Annotated in this window: 14 protein-coding genes and 2 tRNA genes; 6 read left to right on the top strand and 10 right to left on the bottom strand. The window is 41.8% G+C overall.

The window, feature by feature from the left end; genetic code table 11:
• Positions 1 to 24 precede the first annotated feature (24 nt).
• Together VMUT_RS02225 and VMUT_RS02220 are read right to left on the bottom strand one after the other, a co-directional pair.
• Positions 25 to 126: transfer RNA gene (locus VMUT_RS02225), tRNA-Leu, on the bottom strand.
• A 55-nt stretch (positions 127 to 181) separates the two neighbouring features.
• Entirely contained in the window at positions 182 to 1051 is an 870-nt protein-coding gene (locus VMUT_RS02220; RefSeq protein WP_013603799.1) for an amidohydrolase family protein, read from the bottom strand.
• Positions 1052 to 1137: 86 nt separating this feature from the next.
• Between VMUT_RS02220 and VMUT_RS02215 the strand changes: the two genes are divergently transcribed.
• Entirely contained in the window at positions 1138 to 1713 is a 576-nt protein-coding gene (locus tag VMUT_RS02215; RefSeq protein WP_013603798.1) for a class II aldolase/adducin family protein, read from the top strand.
• Between the two features lie 9 nt (positions 1714 to 1722).
• Here the strand turns inward: VMUT_RS02215 and VMUT_RS13320 are convergent, their stop codons facing one another.
• The 3 genes from VMUT_RS13320 to VMUT_RS02200 form a co-directional block, all read right to left on the bottom strand.
• Positions 1723 to 2415: a DUF120 domain-containing protein gene (locus tag VMUT_RS13320; protein WP_373419224.1), complete on the bottom strand. Its 693-nt coding sequence runs from the start codon at positions 2413 to 2415 to the stop codon at positions 1723 to 1725.
• A gap of 183 nt (positions 2416 to 2598) precedes the next feature.
• Entirely contained in the window at positions 2599 to 2892 is a 294-nt protein-coding gene (locus VMUT_RS02205; protein WP_048056820.1) for a winged helix-turn-helix transcriptional regulator, read from the bottom strand.
• Positions 2893 to 2946: 54 nt separating this feature from the next.
• A complete protein-coding gene (locus tag VMUT_RS02200) occupies positions 2947 to 3996 on the bottom strand; it encodes a hydroxymethylglutaryl-CoA synthase (protein ID WP_013603795.1) in 1050 nt (349 codons plus the stop codon).
• A 139-nt stretch (positions 3997 to 4135) separates the two neighbouring features.
• Between VMUT_RS02200 and VMUT_RS02195 the strand changes: the two genes are divergently transcribed.
• On the top strand, positions 4136 to 6382 hold the full coding sequence (locus VMUT_RS02195) for a CDC48 family AAA ATPase (protein ID WP_013603794.1): 2247 nt from the start codon (positions 4136 to 4138) through the stop codon (positions 6380 to 6382).
• Here VMUT_RS02195 and VMUT_RS02190 read toward each other — a convergent pair.
• Positions 6368 to 7081, bottom strand: coding sequence for an N-acetyltransferase (locus tag VMUT_RS02190; RefSeq protein WP_013603793.1), 714 nt, complete (start codon positions 7079 to 7081; stop codon positions 6368 to 6370). The genes VMUT_RS02195 and VMUT_RS02190 overlap by 15 nt on opposite strands.
• A 53-nt stretch (positions 7082 to 7134) precedes the next feature.
• On the opposite strand from VMUT_RS02190, the gene VMUT_RS02185 reads away from it, so the two are divergent.
• The gene (locus VMUT_RS02185; protein ID WP_013603792.1) at positions 7135 to 7713 is read left to right on the top strand and encodes a hypothetical protein; all 579 of its coding nucleotides are present in this window, start codon (positions 7135 to 7137) and stop codon (positions 7711 to 7713) included.
• Between the two features lie 84 nt (positions 7714 to 7797).
• Positions 7798 to 9258 (top strand): chromosome segregation ATPase, encoded by a 1461-nt coding sequence (locus tag VMUT_RS02180; RefSeq protein WP_013603791.1) that lies wholly within the window; start codon positions 7798 to 7800, stop codon positions 9256 to 9258.
• On the opposite strand, the gene VMUT_RS02175 is transcribed toward VMUT_RS02180, so the two are convergent.
• The 4 genes from VMUT_RS02175 to VMUT_RS02160 form a co-directional block, all read right to left on the bottom strand.
• On the bottom strand, positions 9259 to 9573 hold the full coding sequence (locus VMUT_RS02175) for a hypothetical protein (protein ID WP_048056819.1): 315 nt from the start codon (positions 9571 to 9573) through the stop codon (positions 9259 to 9261).
• A 5-nt stretch (positions 9574 to 9578) separates the two neighbouring features.
• Positions 9579 to 11234, bottom strand: a complete 1656-nt coding sequence (gene lysS / locus VMUT_RS02170; RefSeq protein WP_048057125.1) for a lysine--tRNA ligase — start codon at positions 11232 to 11234, stop codon at positions 9579 to 9581.
• Positions 11235 to 11337: 103 nt separating this feature from the next.
• Positions 11338 to 11625: a MoaD/ThiS family protein gene (locus VMUT_RS02165; protein ID WP_013603788.1), complete on the bottom strand. Its 288-nt coding sequence runs from the start codon at positions 11623 to 11625 to the stop codon at positions 11338 to 11340.
• A 74-nt stretch (positions 11626 to 11699) separates the two neighbouring features.
• A tRNA-Glu gene (locus VMUT_RS02160) sits at positions 11700 to 11774 on the bottom strand.
• A gap of 95 nt (positions 11775 to 11869) precedes the next feature.
• Between VMUT_RS02160 and VMUT_RS02155 the strand changes: the two genes are divergently transcribed.
• Positions 11870 to 13294, top strand: a complete 1425-nt coding sequence (locus VMUT_RS02155) for an alpha-amylase family glycosyl hydrolase (protein ID WP_013603787.1) — start codon at positions 11870 to 11872, stop codon at positions 13292 to 13294.
• Positions 13295 to 13471: 177 nt separating this feature from the next.
• Positions 13472 to 14884 (top strand): extracellular solute-binding protein, encoded by a 1413-nt coding sequence (locus VMUT_RS02150; protein ID WP_013603786.1) that lies wholly within the window; start codon positions 13472 to 13474, stop codon positions 14882 to 14884.
• Positions 14885 to 14891: the final 7 nt, after the last annotated feature.

Raw genomic sequence — 14891 nt, 5'->3', positions numbered from 1 at the left:
ACCGCGAAAAGCAACTTCAGTTTTTGGTGCGGGGGGTGGGATTCGAACCCACGCAGGCCTTCGCCAGCGGATATCTCACTTATAATCTTGAGTCCGCCCCCTTTGACCAGGCTCGGGCACCCCCGCAAGATAAATACTTCTTCATAGTATTTTTAAACCTTAAATTACCTTTACTCATGCTCTATCTATTTCTTGATAACGGCTTCAGAACCCTTCTTGGATTATCATCAACTATCTTCTTTATCACTTCCTTCGACATTGATATATTTAGGAATTCCTGCAGATTTGCCTTTATATCATGGACGCCAGGTCCTGGATAGTCACTCCCATATATTGATTTATCACTTATTTCAGAGAGTCTTGGTATGTAGTCCAGTATCCTTTTAGGAGGTATACTTGAAAGATCAGCTAAAATGTTTGGTCTTATCCTGATTAATTGAAATGCTGTAGCAATCCAATTCGGTCTACCTACATGCGATACGAGAATCGTTAGTCTTGGAAAATCCACAGCGACATCATCAACGAATATTGGATCTCCATATTTATTCCTGGCCCTTGAGAATGCGCTCGTACCCGTATGTATGTAGACCGGCAATCCATGATCTACTGCGAATTGATAAATAATCTCAAGCTGCCTTAATCCACCCTCCTCCGGCCTGTATGCGTTCGGTTTCAGCCACATGTGCGGTGGATGAACCTTAATTGCACTAATACCCGCCTCATACTGTCTCTCAAGCCAGTGCCTAGTATCCTCTATGGACAACTCATTAGCTTCCACACCACCTATTATCGCAAATCTATCCGCGTAATCCCTAACTGCGTTTATTACCCTTATTGCATAATCCTCCTTGGCAATACCCAGCTTTCTCGATGGAAATGCCATAATACCTACATAATCAATATTCGCATCATCAAGTATCTTAACAACGTCCTTAACACCCATTAGTACCGTCTCACGGGGCGCACCCCATTCCCTTAATGCAAAGTTAAGTAATTCCTCAGTTATTGTTTCCTTAAATACAATGTGTGTATGGGCATCGATATACCCCATCAATCCTTTATTATATGGCCATGTACTTATACGTTTTAACTATATTTAGAACATATTTTTATACCCTAATAATATACCGTCTTTATATGAACGAAACATCATTAAGAAGATCACTTGTTGAGATCTTTAGATTAGCATATGCAAGAAAACTCGTAGACCTACTTGGCGGAAATGCCAGTGCTAGGTTGAGTAATGATGAGGTTTTGATAACACCGACATCGATGCCAAAGATACTCATAAAGCCGCAGAGCATCGTCAAGATTAGGCTTGATGGAACAATCATATCCGGCAGCAATCCCAGCAGTGAGTGGAGGATGCACGTAGGTATTTATAAGGCTAGGAATGATGCTAAGTTTATACTTCATACTCACCCACCCAATATATTGGCATTAAGCAGAGCCGGTCTTAAGATTGACCTATCACTTAGTGAGGCGATATCATACGTTGGTGAAGTTGTTGAGGTGCCTTACCTGAAACCTGGAAGTGCTGAGTTGGCCAATGCCGTTAGTAAGGCAGTGTCTAGAAGGGGCGTGACCGCTGTGATTCTAAGGAATCATGGATTAGTCACACTAGGTTCAACACCGTATGAAGCACTTAATAGGGCTGAGGTTCTTGAAGACCTTGCTTACATAACATTAATATCTAACTGTTCCAGTAAGTAATTTAGACGCTCATAGGTTCACTAATACCTCAACCTCATCACCATCCTTAAGACCTAATTCATACCTTAATCTATAGGGCGATATTATCTCTATTGTGTCAAGACCGTGGTGAGTTCTTTCAATCAGTAATATAGCACCTGGTAATCCATGTATTGATGCCTTGAAGCACTTAACACTTCCATACGTTCTAACACCATTACTAAAGCCCTCTATGTATATGCCTGGCAATGCGTCTAGGTAAAGTCTGTACTTAATGTACTCGGGCTTTAGCCTAATATTGAGGGTTCCTGGGTATGGCTTAAACCCAAGCTTCTCAATAAATTGTTTAACATAGCCATCAAGACTCATGTAGAAACTACCCTCACCAAGCCCAGAGACCACATTACCAACAAGTCTAATCACCAGCCTCTCATCAAGGTAATGCCTAATCGTGTCTATCACGAATCGAAGAGCCTCGGAGGCCCTTTGGGAAAATTTAATCGCTAATTGACCATTAATCGTAGACTTAATAATTAAATCGTCCTCAGCAAGCCTATTTATTATTTTAAATACATTCTGTGGTGTTGTGCCTACATCATTAGCGAGTCTAGTTAGGTTTATTGCCACGTAATCTCTATCATTAATGCCGTACTTAACCAATAATATTAAGTATGGAATCCTTCGAAGGAGCTTATAATCAATTCCCAAGGAAGTGCGGCTCACGGAATTCTCCATAGACTCCGCATTGGCGTAAATTACCCATTTATTAACGCTTCCTCTTTTAGTGAACAATCATGGACGATTAATAATGTTAGTATTTTAGTCAGTGTGAGACAGTCTCGTCATTTTTACGGATTCTGCCCGCCTCATCATTCAGATACTACATTAATTCTTGAATTAAAAAGCCTAAGTCTCCCCCGTCGTCTCCTCACCCTCCATGACCTCCTCCTTAACCTCCTGCTCAAGTGCCTTAAGCGCCTCCTGAGCATTATCTGAAGCCTTCCAGTAGGCCACCTTACCTCTCTTAATTTCCCTAATTAATCCATCCCTCTGAAGAAGCTTTAATGCGTAAAAGACCTGGCTGTGGCTTAAGTTCGTTTTCTTAACAATTTCATTGGTCGGTAACTCACCCTCCTTAATTAATAATTCTAGTATTTCCTTTTTCCTCTCCACTATTCTAACGGTTTGCTTGCGAGGCATTACGTTGTTTTTTAACTATTTATTTTTAAAGATTAAGATACCGACAAACCGATATTATTGAAACACCTTAATCAAGTTCCTGAATCTTAAGTAAAGGGCGTAGTCTAAGTATGACTTATTCTCAAGGTAGTAACTAACGGTCCTAGCCCTACCCACCTTCTCAGGTAGTAAGTCCGTGGTCACTAGACTAAAGGCATTAGAACCAGCACCGCTTCCAAAGGATACCATGAGTATCCTAGAACCTGGCTTGGCATTTTCAAGGATGTTTGCAAGACCTATTAATACAGCGCCATTGTATGTGTTGCCTATCCTATCAGCAATAATGCCAAATTTAACCTTCTCAAGGGGTATACCAAGCATTTGGGCAACCCTAACTGGGAATCTGGCATTTGGTTGATGAAAGACCGCGTAATCAAAGTCGCTTGGTTTAAGTCCCGTCGCCTCCATTAGAGCCTTCGCGGCATTCACAATATGCCTAAAGTAGGCTGGTTCTCCGGTGAATGACTCACCATGTACGGCATAAGGCATGCCATCCCTACGCCAAAAGTCCGGCGTGTCAGAATTATATGCATATATATGCTCAATCTCAGCTGCAACACCATCAGACCCTATGATATAGGCCGCCGCACCGCCAGACACCGTATAGTCAAGGTGATCCCCCGGCTCTCCATGACTGTGGTCAACACCAACTGCAAGTCCATACTTAATAAGACCGCTCTTAACGAGACCTGTTGCATTAACTATTGCGTCTGAGCCGGCCTTGCATGCGAATTCCATGTCCACGGCAAAGGATTGTTTTCTCATTCCTAGTGCATCAATTAATATTGAGGCTATTGGCTTAACGGCATAGGGTTTCGACTCAGTGCCAACAAATACTGAACCCAGTTCCTTAGGATCAATACCTGCCCTCCTTAATGCATTTCTAGAGGCTTCCACAGACATGGTAATGGCATCCTCATCAGAACCACCAACACTCCTCTCCTCAACCCAATAAAGATCCTTAATCCTTAGTGGGTCATCACCCCAGACCCTGGCTATTTCCTTTGTGCTTATTCTGAACCTAGGTATATAGATGCCCCATCCAACAATGCCTACCTTACCCACAGAATACGTTATTTTATACCCTATTTAACTTTTAGCGTTGTTGAATTCGACAGTAAACGCATGGTATTGAACCAGTGAGAGAGCAAAATAAAGATAATTATATAAGCTAATCACAAGAATTAAATAACGAGGATAAGTCATGGGTTCTAACAATGAGGTTAGTCTTAGGGTTGCAGAGGCCAGGACTAGGGATGTTGGTAGGCTAATTGTTAGGATACCACAACGTTACATGAGGGTACTTGGCATTGAGCCTGGTGAATACGTTGAAATAATTGGTAATAAGCGTAGTGCCTATGCCCAGGTATGGCCTGCCTACACTGATGATGAGGATAAGGACTACATAAGGATGGATGGTGTCTTGAGGCAGAATGCCGGTGTTAGTATTGGTGATGTTGTTAAGGTTAAGAAGGCGAATTTAAGATCTGCACAAAGAGTTACAATAGCGCCTGTGGGTGAGTACATTAGGGTTGACCCTGATTACCTAAAGAGGGCTTACTTGCTTGGTAAGCCTGTTTGGAAGGGTTCAATCATAGAGATACCGTATTACACAGGCTCCATTAGATTCATGGTCACGAGTGTAACGCCAGGACCGGCTGCGTATGTTGGTATTGATACCGAGGTTCAGGTTAGGGAGGAACCAGTTAGAGAGATGGAATTAGCGATGCCTAGGGTTACTTGGGAGGACATTGGTGACCTTGAGGAGGCTAAGAGGAAGATTAGGGAATTGATAGAATTACCATTAAGACACCCTGAAATATTTAAGCACCTTGGTATTGAGCCTCCTAAGGGCGTTCTTCTCATAGGTCCACCAGGCACAGGCAAGACCCTTTTGGCGAAGGCCGTGGCCTCTGAGGCCAATGCTTACTTCGTATCAATTAATGGCCCAGAAATCATGAGTAAGTATTATGGTGAGTCTGAGGCTAAGTTGAGGGAGATTTTTGAGGAGGCTAAGAAGAATGCTCCTGCTATTATCTTTATTGATGAGATTGATGCCATAGCACCAAAGAGGGAGGAAGTAACTGGAGAAGTGGAGAAGCGTGTTGTTGCTCAGCTCCTCACATTAATGGATGGTTTGCAGGAGAGAGGCCAGGTAATCGTAATAGGAGCAACCAATAGGCCAGAGGCCGTAGACCCAGCACTAAGAAGACCAGGAAGATTCGACAGGGAAATTTACATAAGCATGCCCGATAAGAATGCGAGGAAGGAGATACTCCAAGTTCATACGAGGAATGTGCCGTTGTGCACTGAGGAGGATGTTAAGGAGAATATGTGTGATCCTAATAGTGATGTTGTGAGTATTGATGAGTTGGCAGAGATGACTCATGGTTATACAGGGGCTGACCTAGCGGCACTTGTTAAGGAGGCTGCGATGATAAGACTTAGGGAGGCTATAGAGAAGAAGGAGATTGATCTTGAGCAGTCAGAAATACCATCAGAACAATTAGCAAGGATTAGGATTAGGAGGAGGGACTTCCTTGAGGCTATGAAGTATATACAACCAACAGTTCTCAGGGAGGTCATTGTTGAAGTTCCTGAGATTCACTGGGATGATATTGGTGGCTACGATAATGTTAAGCAGGAGCTTAAGGAAATGGTGGAGTGGCCGCTTAGGTATCCCAGGTACTTTGAGGAACTCGGTATTGATCCGCCTAAGGGTATTTTGTTGTTTGGTCCTCCTGGTACTGGTAAGACTTTGTTGGCTAAGGCTGTGGCTACGGAGTCGAATGCGAATTTTATTGCTGTTAGGGGTCCAGAAATACTGAGTAAGTGGTTTGGGGAGAGTGAGAGGGCAATCAGGGAAATATTCAAGAAAGCAAGAATGGCAGCACCATGCGTAATATTCTTCGACGAAATAGACGCAATAGCACCAGCAAGAGGTTTGAGGGTTGATAGTGGGGCCACTGATAGAATAGTCAATCAGTTATTGGCAGAGATGGATGGAATAGCACCACTAAAGAACGTCGTTGTCATAGCAGCAACAAATAGGGCGGATATAGTAGACCCAGCATTGCTTAGGCCAGGTAGGTTCGATAGAATCGTGTATGTACCACCACCTGATGAGAATGCTAGGTTTGAAATAATTAAGGTTCATATTAGGGGTTTGAAATTATCTGATGAGGTTAAGGACAGCGATTATAAGTACCTTAAGGACCTCGCAAGGAGAACCGAGGGTTATACAGGTGCCGATCTAGCTGCCTTAGTTAGAGAGGCTGCAATGCTTGCGTTGAGAGAAACAATTAGGAGCAACTCTAACCAAGTAAGGCCTGTTGATATTGAGCACTTTGAGGAGGCCTTAAAGGTCGTTCCGCCATCATTAGCCAAGCAGGATATCGCTAGATTTGAGGAGATGGCAAGGAATTTGAGGAGAGCATTAAGGGGTCTCTGATTTTTCATATTCAATTCTCTTCTTTATGAAAACATCGACACTATAAATGGATTTAGCAGGTACGCCAACAACTACCTCACCTGGTGGTACATCCTTAGTTACGACAGAGCCAGCCGCAACCACGGCATTTTCCCCTATTTCGACACCAGCTATCAATGTCGCATTAGCCCCTATGACCGCGTTTCTTCCTATTTTAACGCCATCAAGCCTTTTACTTGGTGGATACTTATCATTGGTTATTACTACATTTGGCCCCAGGAACACATTATCCCCTATCACAGTACCCCTTGGTATATATACCATGCTTTGTATACTAACGTTGTTTCCAATTACCGTATCCCCATCTATAATAACACCAGATCCAATTCTAGTGTTACTCCCTATCTTCGTATTCTCCCTAATCAATGCATTATGCCCTGTTTCAACACCATCATGAACCTCCACGTTTTCGTAAATAACAACATTACTCCTAATAATGCAATTCCTGCCGATTACTGTACCATTACTTACCTCATTCATTAATTGTTCAATCTCTAAATCCGTATTCCTCATACTTATTAACTTCGACCTAATGGGATGCCCTATTACAACAAGCGGCTCTATTATTGTACCTTCACCAATTACTGAGGGTCCTAGTATCACGACATCCCTACTTATGCTTTTACTTAGTATTTTTGCCTTAGGAGATATGTATGTCATTAATTGATTATCATGAGATAAGTATTTAAGTAATTACTAATTGGTCTAATGCAATGAGTTATTACCCAGCACCACCGCCTCCGCGTGAGGATCCAATAGCCAGAATACTTAGGGAGTTAATGAATCTCAGTAATAAGGTTGATCAAATATCCAGAAGCTTAACCGATATTAATACGAGAGTTGAGAACCTGGAGAGTAGGGTTAAGGAGATTGAGAACTCATTATCAGGCCTAATTAAGACTCAGGAATTAATTAGTGGAATAACACCACAAAGTATGGCCGAATTAGCTGGTATGCTTTCCAATACATTAAGGGAATTGACTAGGATTGAAGCATCATTAATTGCCTATAGGGATTCCATATCCTCAATACAGGGTAAGGTTGAGAATGCTGTGGATCTCCTGGCAAAGGTATCAATGGATTTAAAGGAATATAGGACGCTCGATGTTAACCAGGTTGTTGATATCACGAATCAATTGTCCAATGTTGCTACGAGACTTAATGAACTCCAGAAACTTATTGAGGAGCAGGGTATTAGGTTGATTTCCGAGTATAGAAAAAGTTCTGAGGTTATTGAGGGTCTTAAATCAGTTATTTTGGATGTTCTGGGTAAGGGTTCTAATAGGTCTTAAGTTCGGTGTTGTTTTCATTACGTTCAATTTCATTTAGAATAATAAAAGCAAAATATATTAGTTCCCTTGCTTAAAATACGTACTGTGTTCAGACAGCCTAAGGAGTATACGGAGCTTTATCAGAGGATTAACGATATAAATAATTTACTTCAGGCGCTGCAACAGAATGTCCAACAACTAATAAATAATGCCAATCAAATGCAAAAGAATCTTCAGGCCATTTCAAATGGGATTGAAAGAAATGATAAAACACTACAGGATGCTATAAAGGTCATAAACTCATCAACCACGGACATAGCCAGTAGAGTTGCTCAAATGAATAACATGGTTAATCAATTCAATGACATGAGCAAGAAATTAATGGACTCCTTATTCGATGCCCTTGAGAAAATAAATAACCTGGTGGATAGACTTCAGGGATTATCGAGTAATATGCAACAAAGCCTCACAAGCGCCACTACGACTCTCGAATTAATTAATAACAATGTTAAGGATCTTAATACCAAAATTGAAAGTGGTGTTGACAAGGCATCATCGCTCGTATCTGAGGTTTCTAAGTTAAGTAGCCTATTGGGAGAATTGAATAGGGTATATAACGAAGTCCTAAATAGGGAGAAGGAACTAGAGAGCAAGTTACTTGATATAAGCAGAAGAGAGAGTGACGTTTCAGTTAGGGAGAAGAGTATTGAGGAGATTAGGCAGAGGTTGGAAAGCGACAGAAAGGCACTTGAGGAGGAGAAGGCTAAGTTGGCCGAGATGAGCAATGTAATGGCATCTCTCATAACACTTTCTAATCAATTAACATCAAGGCTTAGTGAACTTGATAGTAGAGAAAAGGCATTGCTCGAGAGAGAGAAGGCGCTTGGTGAGAGAGAGACTAAGCTTAGGGATTGGGAGGTTGAGTTGAAGTCCCGTGAACAGAGACTTGAGATGGAGGCTGTTAGGATAGATGCAGAGAACGCAAGACTTAGGGAGCTTGAGAAGAAGGAGCAGGAGGTTAAGGAAAGACTTGAGCAATTATCACAGAGGGAGGCTGAGCTTAAGGAGCTTGAGAAGAAATTGAATGAAAGACAAAATGCATTGAATAAGCTTGAGGCTGAGCTTAAGGATAAAGAGAGTAGACTCAACTCGCTAGAAAACCTGCTTAAGGAAAGAGAGAATGCATTGAAGAGCCTTGATGATGAGATCAATAAGAGGAGGAAGGAAATTATGGAGAAGCTTGAGCCATTAATGACGAAGTTAATTGAGGAGGAAAAGAGACTCACAGATTGGGAAAAGAGACTTCTTGATAAGGAGAGGGAGTTAATGAATTATCAAAGGGCGTTAATAATTAGGGAGAATACCTTAGTCGAACTTAGGGAGAAGCTTGATAGGGAGAAGGAGGAACTAGAGAGCAAGATGAAGGAGGTTAGTAAGATTGAGAGCGAGTGCCAAGACATACGTAAGAAGTATGAACAACTACTTAAGGAGAGGGAGGAGTTAATGAAGATTATTGAAAGTAAGGATAAGGAGCTTAATCAATTAAGGGCTTTGATTAAGAAGTGATCAAATAGCCACAATAAGTACATAAGCAAATACTAAAATAATATTAACAATATTCAATCCTAATGCAAAGAATGCAAGTATTCGCTTTAACTTCCCAATAATTAATTCCCTATCTGTATATGCTGTATTAACATCATACCATGTCTGCTTAATTGATAGGAATGACGTGAAGAAACTAATTAATGTTAGAATAAGTATAGCGACATCAAGGGTTAAATTACCCTTACTAGGTAAGTAGGTGCCTGCTAATGATGATAATAAAACCGTGTAAACAACCACGGCAAAAACAATCGCCATCACTAACAACCTAGACATGGTAATCACCTCAATGAATCCCTTAACCTATTAAGTACGAATTCCTTACCCAGCATCGCCAAGTATGGCGCTATCCTCGGACCACTTGGCTTACCAAAGAATATTAAGTACGTGGCCTCAAAGAAAGCCTTCTCAATGTTCTTATCCTCCCTAGGCACGCTCTTCATCGCCTCCTTAATATTATCCTCACTCCAAACGTCAATTCTCTCAAGCTCCTGTAGCAGCAACTTCAACTTAGCCCTTTGAACATCCGTTAGCGAATTCCTTATGGAACCAGGTAATTCCTCAAGAACTCTAATCCTATAGGTCTCAGGTGCATACTTGTTTACCCAATTACGAGCTCTGATGAGCCTTGATCTAATCCTTTCATATGACACATTATCTAAGTCCTTCGTTAGTATCTTTGTTTCCTTCAGTCTCTTAATAACTCTCTCCATAAGCTCATCCTCACTTAATGACTGCGGCAATGTTTGTATTAATGCCACTGCGTGGAGATACGGCAATTGGAACGGCAATTCCCTAGGTAATGGTCTCTTTAACTGTGCATACTCATAGGACCTAATAATTAAGTCTAGGTAATCCTTCTCCTTAGAGCTTGGTTTATCAATTCCATAGTAAAGGCGCTCAGCTCTATCATAAATATCAACATATTGATAAATGGAATCTAGACTAAATGTTAACCTTCTTGTTGGCTCATGGAATATATAGATATACCTAAGAACCTCAGGCTCAGCAACCTCAACCCATTCTCTCGGCGTAAAGCCTATGAAGTCACTACTACCCATGTCACCCACGTCCTTACCATTAACCACATAACCAACCCACTCATACCAAGTACCTAACGGTGGATTAATACCGTAAACGGACTTAGCAATCTCAATTGCAGAGTCCCTTGAGCCACCTGGCATTGCATGATCCTTACCATAAGGCTCAAAATCGACTTGCAACGTGTACCAAACACCAACCCACTCAACCCTCCACGGAAGCTTACCATCAGTCAACTTAGCCCTACCAACATGTCCGCAATACGTACACCTGTACTCAACTTCATACTTATCAAGGTCTAGTTTCGTGACCTCCGCAGTGCCAATCCTACCGCAGTTCTCGCAAATTGGCTCGAAGGGTATCCAATCCTTTGGATACGGATTCCTACCCCTATACTTATTAATGACCTCAATCAACCTCTCCCTATTCCTCATGGTCATCATTATGAACTCCCTCATCCTAGGATGCTCCCTATACATCTCGCCAGTCGTTATAACCTCAACATTCTTCGCGAAGTAATCAAGGTAATCACCAAAGTCCCTCCAGTAATGATCAACCCAGGACTTATGACAACCCTTAGGATCCGGAACGTGCTCAAGCGGCCACTCAATGTACTTCCTACCCACCTCAGGGTTTAGAAACTGCTCTAGTTGTTTATCCTTACCCTTCCAGGGATCTACGGTGTACAGGGTTAAGACCTGCCTAACTCTTAAGCCAGCATCCCTTAGTCTTTCAGCAATAACACTATTCAATACTATCTCACCCCTAAGCCTACCAATGTGCTGGAGCCCAGAAACGCTTAAGCCACCATTAAGTATGCACTCATCCTTACCTTCACTACGGCATCTCTCAAGGACTTGATTCGCTATCCTATCAACCCAATGAGTATAACTCATTAATGATAAGGAATCAAGGACTAATTTATAAGTTATCCTAATCAAGATCATTCTTCTGAGGAATCGTTAGCCACGTCTAATTAAATTGAAAGCAATGAAGCAATTAACCCCCCTCTGCGGGTGGTAGGAACACAACCTCATCATCATCATCATTGAGCTTTGTAGCTAAACCATTAAGCCACTCAATAGCCTTACCATTAACCAATACTACATACTCACCCTTCAACTTACCATCGCCATCAAGCACAGCCTCTGTGAATTTAGGGTTAAATGTACGTGAGACTAGGTCAATAAGATCACGTACAGAAAGACCACTAGGAGTCTCAAGCTCAATTCTAAATGTACCAACTAACTCATAAAGATCACCAAAAAACTTAACCCTAACCCTCACAAATCAGGGCAACAAACATAGCATAAAAACTTAACTCAGGTAAGTAAACTAAGAGAAAAATAGAAGTTGGGTAGTGCCCCGGCCGGGATTTGAACCCGGGTCACGGGCTCGAAAGGCCCACATACTTGACCGGGCTATACTACCGGGGCTCGTAATCATTAGAAACACGTCAGTTTTTAAGCCTTTATGCTATTATTTCTCGTTGGGTTAATTAATTTAAGTTCGTGGCTTTGCGATTGATTTAATGCCTGTTACTGTGTTTAGGGATGGCGGTGTTTACTTCATTAGATTTTCAGTGAGTAGACGTCCTAGGAGGGCTGCCTTTGTTGTTGGTAATTTCACAGCCTTTATGAAGCCTATTGAACTTGAGTTTTGCGGCTCTGACTATTGTGCATATGTCTTGTTACCTCCAGGTAAATATTACTACAGGTACTTAATTGATGGTGAAGTTATTCTTGATGATGGCTCTACGGAGAATGGATTTAATGTACTTAAACTTAGTGGTTTTGTTAGGAAGGTTCGTGAAGTTAGGCGTAGGTTATTTAGTGCTATTTATGGGATTTTCGTTGACAGATTTGGATGCAAGAGGGAGGGTGGCCCAAGGGATAGGCTTGGCGGTGACTTGGTCTTCATTAGAGATAGGCTTAGTTACATTAGGTCCATGGGTTTTGATGCAATTTATTTAACGCCCATCTTTAGGGCTATGTCTTATCATAGGTATGATGTTATCGATTACCTCAATATTGATGATGATTTAGGTGGTAATAAGGCGTTTAAGGAATTATTGAGGAGTGCGCATGATCTTGGTATTAAGTTGATACTTGACTTGCCTATTCATCACACGGGTTCCGAACATCCTGCCTTTAAGGCAGCCCTAAATGGCGATCCTGAGTACTCCCGTTGGTACTACATTTATGATGGTGATTATGAGAAGTTCATGAATGTTAAGAGAATGCCTAAGCTTAACATGAAGTTCGCCGGTGAGTGGGTTAAGGGTATTGTGCTTCATTGGTCATTGATAGGTGTTGACGCCTTTAGGATTGATGTTGGCGCCGGTATACCGCCCTGGTTTCTTTGGGAATTGAAGAATTTCATTAATAAACCATTAATTGCTGAGGTTTGGGGTGACCCATTTCTCTGGAGAAATGCTGTTGATGGAGTTATGAATTACCAGGTCTGGGAGCCGCTGATTAAATTCCTAGATAATAAGATAAGTACTGATGAGCTTGCCTATGTTCTTAAAAGACAATTGAGGCTATTACCAAGGTATTTCCTCCTAAATTCCTGGCTCTTTGCGGATACTCATGATACGCCAAGAGCAATAACTATGTTAAACAATGATATTGAGAAGTTTAAGGCAGCATTAGTATTCATATATACTTGGATTGGAACTCCAATGCTCTATTATGGTGATGAGGTAATGCTTGAGGGAGGCCTCGACCCTGACAATAGGAGGTGTATGGATTGGAAAAGAATTAATGATCCTAATTCTCTTGGTAATTTCATAGCAAAGCTAACAAGTTTAACCATAGCGCCAAAACGCATAGTAATTAACTCAAATGAATTAATTTATTATGATGATGAGTATGAGGTTCATTTAAGTAATGAACCAAGGAGTTATAGAGACGGGCTTCTGAGCGGTTCCTACTTCATTATAAGGAGTAGATAATATACTAAAGTATTTACGATTTATATAGGTATTAAGACCCCTTTATTAATGGGTATACCTAGGTATAAACACATAAACAAATATCTAATTTTTGTCATTTTTATTTATGTCTATGCATGAACTATATAAATCAGTTACGGTAATGCTTTTAAACCTATTCATAATACTTGAAGACGTATGAATAGGCTAGGACTATCCACAGGCGCTATAATAGGCATAGTCGTTGCCGTGATAGTGATAATAGCCGCAGTGGTGGCCGTAGTCTATCTATACAAACCCTCAACAACCCAAGCAACTGCGCCGGGTTTTGTAATACCAATGTCAGACTTTACGCCACAAAACGTCTATAGCTCAAGTTTTGCCCAAACCTTCTGCTCAAAGGTTGGTAATGTAACAATAACCGTATGGAACACCTACAGTACAAGTGAGAACAAGGCATTTAACACATCATTAACCTCCTTTGAGCAATTATACCCATGCATACACGTTGAAGTCACTTACGGCGTTAGCATTGCAACGAGCAACTTCATATCAGCTGCAAAGGCCGGTCAAGCCCCAATCGTATATAGGGATACAAGCGACGACTCAGGTAAGCTATTCGCAGCAGGCCTACTACTTAACTTAAGTGAGTATTTACTACCATCAGTATTCGAACAATACCTACCCACTGCCGCCCAGAACTTCTACTTAAACACGCCAAGTGCCCATGGTTATTACGGCTTACCTGACAACATAAACTACATAGTCATGTTCTACAACAAGCAATACATAACATCACCGCCAAACACCACAGACCAACTAATCAACATGTGTCTTCAAGTCAATAGCACGTACCACGTGTGGTGCATCGCCTACGGCGTTGGCTCTGAATGGGGCTATAGATTCGCCGCCTGGTTCGCTGGTTTTGGCGGGCAAATATTCGGTCCCAACAACATGCCACAACTCAACTCAAGCGCCATGGTTAACGCCCTAGAATTCTGGTATAACTTAACGTACGGCCTACACATAAATGCCCCTGACATGAACCCAAGCCTTGAAGGCCAGTTATTCACGAGTAATGAGACTGCTATTATTTTTGATGGCCCTTGGGACCTTGGGACGTATTTTAAGGCCCTTGGCTGCAATTTAGGTGCTGCACCATTACCTGTTGTTAGTCAGACAGGGCTGCATGCAAGTCCACTCATAGGTAGTACTGGTTGGGTAATTGCATCGCCGCAAGCAAGTGGCGCTACGCCACAGCAGTTGGAGGCTGCGTTAGTATTTATACTTTACATGACTGGTCCACAGGCGGATCTTAACCTATGGAATTATGCACATGACATACCAGCTAACGTACAGGCCTATAACCAGGCAGTTAGTCAGTTGAAGGCTGGGCAGTTATCACCATCATGTCTGAATGACATTATGGAGGGTATATTTGCCCAGGCTCAGTATGGTCAGAAGTTCCCCAACATACCTGCAATGGCTTATTACTGGCCAGCATTCCATCAGTATGCAACTGCTTACTTCGCTAATCAGACGACCGCTCAGGCTGCCGCTCAGGGCATGGAGCAGTACATGCTTCAGCAGATGGCTCAGTCGGGTGGTTAATTAAGGT

Source organism: Vulcanisaeta moutnovskia 768-28 (genome assembly GCF_000190315.1).
In the GTDB taxonomy this organism is placed as follows: domain Archaea; phylum Thermoproteota; class Thermoprotei; order Thermoproteales; family Thermocladiaceae; genus Vulcanisaeta; species Vulcanisaeta moutnovskia.
This window is presented reverse-complemented; position numbering and strand designations above follow the sequence as displayed.

Bases quoted from the DNA above. Each gene is read 5' to 3' on its own strand.
- VMUT_RS02150 (WP_013603786.1), top strand. From the start codon at position 13,472: ATGAATAGGCTAGGACTATCCACAGGCGCTATAATAGGCATAGTCGTT.
- VMUT_RS02185 (WP_013603792.1), top strand. From the start codon at position 7,135: ATGAGTTATTACCCAGCACCACCGCCTCCGCGTGAGGATCCAATAGCC.
- VMUT_RS02220 (WP_013603799.1), bottom strand. From the start codon at position 1,051: ATGGGGTATATCGATGCCCATACACACATTGTATTTAAGGAAACAATA.
- VMUT_RS02195 (WP_013603794.1), top strand. From the start codon at position 4,136: ATGGGTTCTAACAATGAGGTTAGTCTTAGGGTTGCAGAGGCCAGGACT.
- lysS (WP_048057125.1), bottom strand. From the start codon at position 11,234: ATGAGTTATACTCATTGGGTTGATAGGATAGCGAATCAAGTCCTTGAG.
- VMUT_RS02155 (WP_013603787.1), top strand. From the start codon at position 11,870: ATGCCTGTTACTGTGTTTAGGGATGGCGGTGTTTACTTCATTAGATTT.
- VMUT_RS02190 (WP_013603793.1), bottom strand. From the start codon at position 7,081: ATGACATACATATCTCCTAAGGCAAAAATACTAAGTAAAAGCATAAGT.
- VMUT_RS02175 (WP_048056819.1), bottom strand. From the start codon at position 9,573: ATGTCTAGGTTGTTAGTGATGGCGATTGTTTTTGCCGTGGTTGTTTAC.
- VMUT_RS02205 (WP_048056820.1), bottom strand. From the start codon at position 2,892: ATGCCTCGCAAGCAAACCGTTAGAATAGTGGAGAGGAAAAAGGAAATA.
- VMUT_RS02215 (WP_013603798.1), top strand. From the start codon at position 1,138: ATGAACGAAACATCATTAAGAAGATCACTTGTTGAGATCTTTAGATTA.